General features: G+C 52.3%; 6 protein-coding genes and 1 pseudogene. 5 read left to right on the forward strand and 2 right to left on the reverse strand.

The features are described 5' to 3' along the window. The first annotated feature begins 98 nt into the window (after window positions 1–98). The gene (locus tag H6A34_RS12995) at window positions 99–791 is read left to right on the forward strand and encodes a queuosine precursor transporter (protein WP_205105863.1); all 693 of its coding nucleotides are present in this window, start codon (window positions 99–101) and stop codon (window positions 789–791) included. Next, complete coding sequence (queF, locus tag H6A34_RS13000; RefSeq protein WP_021948547.1) at window positions 788–1,264, forward strand: preQ(1) synthase; 477 nt, start codon at window positions 788–790, stop codon at window positions 1,262–1,264. The genes H6A34_RS12995 and queF overlap by 4 nt, the downstream gene beginning before the upstream one ends. On the opposite strand, the gene H6A34_RS13005 is transcribed toward queF, so the two are convergent. Then, complete coding sequence (locus H6A34_RS13005) at window positions 1,265–1,837, reverse strand: SecDF P1 head subdomain-containing protein (protein WP_205105864.1); 573 nt, start codon at window positions 1,835–1,837, stop codon at window positions 1,265–1,267. It abuts the gene before it with no gap. 460 nt (window positions 1,838–2,297) lie between these two features. On the opposite strand from H6A34_RS13005, the gene H6A34_RS13010 reads away from it, so the two are divergent. Next, window positions 2,298–4,079 (forward strand): oxaloacetate decarboxylase, encoded by a 1,782-nt coding sequence (locus H6A34_RS13010; protein WP_021948549.1) that lies wholly within the window; start codon window positions 2,298–2,300, stop codon window positions 4,077–4,079. A gap of 136 nt (window positions 4,080–4,215) precedes the next feature. Then, window positions 4,216–4,752: an HDIG domain-containing metalloprotein gene (locus tag H6A34_RS13015; RefSeq protein ID WP_205105865.1), complete on the forward strand. Its 537-nt coding sequence runs from the start codon at window positions 4,216–4,218 to the stop codon at window positions 4,750–4,752. A 93-nt stretch (window positions 4,753–4,845) separates the two neighbouring features. Here H6A34_RS13015 and H6A34_RS13020 read toward each other — a convergent pair whose 3' ends face one another. Next, complete coding sequence (locus H6A34_RS13020; RefSeq protein ID WP_205105866.1) at window positions 4,846–5,994, reverse strand: DUF362 domain-containing protein; 1,149 nt, start codon at window positions 5,992–5,994, stop codon at window positions 4,846–4,848. 502 nt (window positions 5,995–6,496) lie between these two features. Between H6A34_RS13020 and H6A34_RS13025 the strand changes: the two are divergent. Continuing rightward, window positions 6,497–6,968, forward strand: a pseudogene (locus H6A34_RS13025) (LPS-assembly protein LptD); the annotation flags it as partial.

A 6,968-nucleotide genomic window follows, 5' to 3' on the forward strand; every position in this document is an offset into this window, starting at 1 on the left:
CCCCATAACCTAATAACCCTAAAACCTTACAACCTCACAACCCTAAAACCGTAAAACCTAAAACAGAGTGCTTGGTAAACCTCTTAAAAAACAAGGAAATGAAGACAGAAAACAAACAGGTGAGTGTGCTGTTCATGCTTTTCGGCATACTCTTTTGCGTCTGCCTGATAACGGCAAACGTGCTCGAGACAAAGCAGATATCCATCGGAGCGATAAACATTACGGGCGGACTGCTGGTCTTTCCCGTGTCTTACATCATTAACGACTGCGTCTGCGAGGTGTGGGGTTTCCGCAAAGCGCGCCTCCTGATATGGTCCGGCTTCGCGATGAACCTTATCTTCGTGGCTTTCGGGGCTTTGGCCGACGCCATTCCCGGAGCGCCTTACTGGCATAACGACGAGGGCTTCCACGCCATCTTCGGCCTTGCCCCGCGCATTGCCGCGGCGTCGTTTGTGGCCTTTCTCGTGGGGTCGTTCATCAATGCCTACGTCATGAGCCGCATGAAGTTGTCGTCTCACGGCAAGCATTTCTCCGTGCGCGCCGTGGTAAGCACGCTGTTCGGCGAGACTGCCGACTCGCTCGTGTTCTTCCCCCTGGCGCTCTCCGGCGTAGTTCCTGCAGGCGAAATGATGTCGCTTATACTGTCGCAGGTGGTGCTGAAGACGCTCTACGAAATCGTGGTTCTGCCCATAACGGTGCGCGTTGTGAAGAAAGTGAAGGAGCACGACGGCACCGACGTGTACGACGAAGGTATAAGTTATAACATCTGGAAAGTATTTAAATTGTCATGATAAATAGTGAAACAAGACAGGACGAGGGCTTGAAGAGCCTCGGCCGAAAGACGGAATACCGCATGGATTATGCTCCAGAGGTGCTTGAAACGTTCGTAAACAAGCACCCGGACAACGACTATTGGGTGCAGTTCAACTGTCCGGAGTTCACCTCATTGTGCCCAATTACGGGTCAGCCCGACTTCGCCGAGATACGCATCAGCTATATTCCCGACGTCCGCATGGTAGAGAGCAAGAGCCTGAAGCTGTATCTTTTCAGTTTCCGTAACCACGGCGACTTTCACGAGGACTGCGTGAACATCATCATGAAGGACCTGATCAAGCTGATGGATCCTAAATATATAGAGGTAATCGGGCTGTTTACGCCGCGCGGCGGAATAAGCATTTACCCCTATGCCAACTACGGACGGCCGGGCACTAAGTACGAGAAGCTGGCCGAACACCGCTTCATGAACCACAACATGGGGCGCTGATTACCGCCCGCCGATTATCACCTTGTACGACCGTCGGTGGTCGTCGTGATAGTCCATCGTGTTCGCAAGCGAGTCGCATTGGTCAAGGTCAAGTCCCCAGAACGGGCTGTCCTTGTACCTGTGCACGCAAATGCGCATCAGCGTGTCGCGCTTCTCGGCCAGCAGGCGGCGGTAAAGTTCGGTCAGGCCGCGCCCCTCATACGTTTCGATAGTAAACGCTCCGCTTTCTATTCTGCCGTTTACGCGCGGCGCGGTAATTACCGAATCGTCGATGACGAGGCCTATCCGATGGCCTATGGCCTGCTCGGTTGAGTCGGCCCATGCTTCGGCTTTATGTTTACAGACATGCGCTTTGATGAACGGCCGGCCTAAGAAATTAGTGTCAAGCCGCATGTTCATGAACTCCTTTACCGCCACGATTGGGCGTTGTGATATGCTGTCAGCCGTGCCGGGCGTGATGTGGTACCAGCCGTTTTCACGGTGGACGCCCGTCCGAGCGTTGCCGTCGGCAAGGCATGACACCATCGCCACGGTAAACAGCAGCATTATAGGGACTAACCGTATTGCTTTCATTTAATCACCGTTTTATACCGAAAGCAAATTTACTTATTTTCCTTTAACGCCGCAAATTAAACCGATTAAATCATCGGTTGCCGCGAGGCATATTCCGATTGACGGTCTTTCGCGTTGTAAAAGGCCATCTTTCATGCCCTAAAAGACGGCCTTTTGCAACGCGAAACGCGGCCTTTTACATGACTGCTTTAATGCCGCTGTGAATCAAGCGTATTCATGGCGGCAAGCGGAAGCCTGCTTACGGATTGTAAGTGGGCGTAAAGCCCCTGTTTGCGAGGTGTGTGTTGCAAAATGCAAGACGGTCAGGCGCATTTTAGTTAAAAATCGTTTTATTCGTCGAAAGTGGCATATTTTTCTCGATATAACGTCTTACTATTGGGAAAAATGCCTATTTTTGCAGCAAGAACACTAACATTTACGCGGGCCTGTGCAGGGTTCGTGCAACCTAAAAAATCTAAATATGAAAAAGAAAATCCAGTTCAGTCTCGTTTATCGCGACATGTGGCAGTCTTCAGGTAAGTTCCAGCCACTCAAGGACCAGCTCGAGCGTGTAGCTCCGGCAATCATCGACATGGGGTGCTTCTCGCGCGTGGAGACCAACGGCGGAGCCTTCGAGCAGGTGAACCTGCTTGCCGGCGAGAATCCCAATGAGGCGGTCAGGGCTTTCTGTAAACCATTCAACGAGGTGGGCATAAAGACCCACATGCTCGACCGCGGCCTTAATGCGCTGCGCATGTATCCCGTTCCTGACGACGTCCGCCGACTGATGTACAAGGTAAAACACGCCCAGGGCGTAGACATCACACGTATATTCTGTGGTCTTAACGACGTAAGAAATATCATACCGAGCATAAAATGGGCACTCGAGGCGGGCATGACGCCGCAGGCAACGCTTTGCATCACGACGTCGCCAATACATACGGTAGAGTATTACAGCAACATAGCTGACCAGCTGGTTGAGGCCGGCGCCACCGAAATATGTCTCAAGGACATGGCCGGAATAGGCCAGCCCGCAATGCTGGGACAGCTCACAAAGGCTATCAAGACCAAGCATCCGGACATCATCCTGCAATATCACGGCCACTCTGGACCGGGCCTTTCGATGGCTTCAATCCTCGAAGTGTGCAACAACGGAGGCGACGTTATCGACACGGCAATCGAGCCTCTGTCGTGGGGTAAGGTGCATCCGGACATCATCTCGGTGCAGAGCATGCTGAAGAACGAGGGCTTCGAGGTTGCCGAAATCAACATGAACGCCTACATGCACGCACGTTCGCTCACGCAGGAGTTTATCGACGACTGGCTCGGTTACTTCATCAATCCTGGCAACAAGCTGATGAGTTCGCTGCTGCTTGGTTGCGGACTGCCCGGCGGAATGATGGGCAGCATGATGGCAGACCTTGCCGGCGTGCATCGTTCTATCAACTCGATACTCAAGAGCAAGGGGCAACCCGAACTGTCGACTGACGACCTTCTCGTCAAGTTGTTTGACGAAGTGGCATACGTATGGCCGCGCGTAGGTTATCCACCATTGGTTACTCCGTTCTCACAATACGTCAAGAACATTGCTCTGTTGAACCTTCTCACCATGGCACAGGGCAAGGGACGCTTCGTGATGATGGACGACTCGATGTGGGGTATGATACTCGGCAAGAGCGGAAAGATTCCTGGCGAAATCGCTCCCGAGCTTGTAGAACTTGCCGGAAAGCAAGGACGCGAGTTTACCGATGCCGACCCGCACACGCTGGTTCCTGACGCATTGGACGACTTCAAGAAGGAGATGGACGAGAACGGATGGGAGTGTGGCCCCGACAACGAAGAGCTTTTCGAGCTTGCTATGCACCCGGAACAGTACCGTGACTACAAGAGCGGAGCGGCGAAAAAGCGCTTCCTGGCTGACCTCCAGAAGGCTAAGGACGCAAAACTCGGCGCAACCCTTACGCCAGAAGAGCTCGCGGCGTTCAAGCATGCGAAGGCTGACGCGATTGTATCTCCGTTTAAAGGCCAGGTATTCTTTGACTTCGAGGGCGGCAGTGAGTGCACTCCGTGTATCGAACCGTACATCGGCCAGCATTATAAAGAGGGCGAAACGTTCTGCTACATACAGACTCCGTGGGGCCAGTTTGAGCCTATTCCCGCTGCGCTTGGCGGCAAATTAGTCGAGATTGCGGCAAAACAAGGTTCGAAAATCAACCGCGGTGACGTGATAGCTTATATCGAGCGCGACTGGATTAACGCTTAATTTTATTAAGGAGTAAGGAGAGAAGGAGTAAAGGAGTAAGTAGAAATGCCTTTCAAGTGAATGTTTGTTGTCTTGTAATGCAAATCTACTTACTCCTTTACTCCTTCTCTCCTTACTCCTGAAAAACAATGGAATTATGAATTATAAATTAATTATTGATAGGTATTACAAGGATAACGACGAACTGAAAGACATTCTCCTGCGTCATAGCAAGGCCGTAGCCGACAAGGCGTTGGCCATCGCTGACGCCCATCCCGAACTGCAACTTGACCGCCAGTTCCTGCTTGAGGCGGCAATGGTTCACGACATAGGGATTATCAAGACCAATGCTCCCGACATCAAATGTTTCGGCACAGAGCCTTACATACGTCACGGACTGCTCGGCGCGGAGATAATGCGCGCCGAGGGATTTCCGCTCCATGCTAGGGTGTGCGAACGCCATACGGGGGCGGGCTTGTCATTAAAAGAGATTGAGGAACAGGCCCTTCCACTGCCGCATATCGACCTTCTGCCCGAGACTTTGGAGGAAAAGGTCATCTGTTATGCCGACAAGTTCTTCTCGAAAACCAAGCTCGACCGTGAGAAAACGCTTGAACAGGCCGAGCGTAGCGTGGCAAAGCATGGCGGCGAAGGGTTGCAACGGTTTAAGGAAATGGAACAAATGTTTGAATAAAGGTGAAAGGGTGAAAAGGTGAAAGGGTGAAAGAGGCATTCTCGCTTATTCTGAATGTCTTTTTCACCCTTTCACCTTTTCACCCTTTCACCTTTACTTCACTCTCACCATCTCGTACTTCCTGCTGCCCAGTCCGATTTTCTCGGCATGCGCGAGGCAGGTCTTGTATTCGGTGTTTGGATTACTGTTGAGGAAGTTATCGTGATGATCGTGGAAGTCGGGCTTGGCCATTTCGTCCGCAATCTGGCTATTCGGCAGGGGTGTCTGCTTAAGGCAAGCGTCGGCGCAGGCCTGGTCAAGGGCGAGCGGATCGAACGATGCGAACATGCCTACGTCAGGAATGATGGGTGTATCGTTGCCTGCGTGGCAGTCACAGTTTGGTGAAACGTCGCGTATTACGGACACATGGAAATTTGGTCTGCCGTCAATCACGGCCTTGGTGTACTCCGCCATGCGGCAGTTAAGGTCTTTTACCGAAGCGTTATTGGCGAACGATATGGCATCGAAGTTGCATGCTCCGATACAGCGTCCGCAGCCTACGCAGTTGTCATGGTTTATCGACATCTTCTTGCGTTCGGCGTCAAACATGAGGCCGTTGTTGGCACATTCGGCCATGCAACGGCGGCAACCGCGGCACGCCTCTTGGTCAATCACGGGCTTGCCGTTGCAGTGCTGGTCTTTCTTGCCGGCGCGTGAGCCGCAGCCCATGCCTATGTTCTTGATCGTTCCGCCAAAACCTGTCATTTCGTGTCCCTTGAAATGGGTGAGCGAAATGAACACGTCGGCGTCCATTATGGCGCGTCCTATCTTGGCCTCCTTGACGTATTCGCCCCCGACTACCGGTACGGCGATGTCGTCAGTGCCCTTGAGGCCGTCGCCGATGATGACCGGACAGCCTACGGTAAGCGGCGTAAAGCCGTTCTCCCAGGCGCAGTACAGGTGCTCGATGGCGTTCTTGCGGCTGCCTGGATATAGTGTGTTGCAGTCTGTAAGGAATGGTTTTCCGCCTAATTGCTTGACTACGTCGACTATGGCGCGTGCGTAGTTTGGGCGCAGGAAGCTAAGGTTGCCAAGTTCGCCGAAGTGCATTTTTATGGCTACGAACTTACCGTCCATGTCGATTTTGTCGATACCGGCATGTTTAATCAGTCGTTTCAGTTTGTCAACATGCCCCTCGTCAGGTTTGCATCGAAAGTCGGTAAAATATACTTTCGACACGTTCTGTACATTAGTCTCACTCATTTCGTTATTCTCATTGTCCGTTATTGGCGCCCGTATGCCGGCTGGCAAGTTGTGGCGCACTTATGTTTTTGCGATGCAAATGTAGGTATTTTTTCTGACATTGCATACCTTTGCGGTGCTAATTTTTGGCTGTCTTCGCGTCGGGCGGTGCCTGGTGGTTTTGTGATTGACGGCAAATGGCGTCGTAAAAGGCCGCCTTTTGCACGATGAAAGACGGCCTTTTGGAGCGCGAAAGGTGGCCTTTTGCAAAAGCGTTGGATGTCAGCGTGTTACGGGCGGAGTGCCAGGCTGGGCTTGGCTGGCGTCCGTAGCGCCTGCCGCCGTGCGTGCCATGCCGGCGTTTCGGCGGTCAGCGGTTGTGCTGCCCGTAGTGCCGTAAATATCAATACATCATGTACTTAAAGGCGCGGGACAGCATGCCAAAACGTTAAAATAATGAAGAAAACGGAAAATTTGGTGTGCTATTAAGTTTTATTTCCGTAAATTTGCACCCTGCATTGTAATGAGAACAAAAACAGTCATATTCATTCTGCTGTCTGCTTTCATATTCGTGATGGCAGAACCCACCATGCCTTTTTTCTTGGGTAATGGCCGTGACGGCGCCGGGAGAGACTCTGTCGCCGTGGCCGACAGTGCCGCAGGGCATGGCGCCGATTCATTGCCGATAGCCGACTCGCTCGCCGTTGACACGGCGGCAGGTTCTTCCGGGCCCGACACGACGAAGATGGACTCGCTCACGTTGGCCATATACAAGCACAATAAGCAGATTGACGACTCTATAAGGCTTGACAGTATTAACCGCAAACGCTCTAACGGACTTGACGCTCCGGTTGACTTCTCGTCGGAAGACTCGCTCGTTTACGACGCCGCTTCACGACGTGCCAAACTGTACGGCGAGGCCAACGTGAAGTACCAGAACATGGACCTCAAGAGCGACCGCATACAGATGAGCCTCGACAGCAGCATTGTACATG

It is taken from the genome of Marseilla massiliensis (assembly GCF_016899855.1).
Taxonomy (GTDB): Bacteria; Bacteroidota; Bacteroidia; order Bacteroidales; family Bacteroidaceae; genus Prevotella.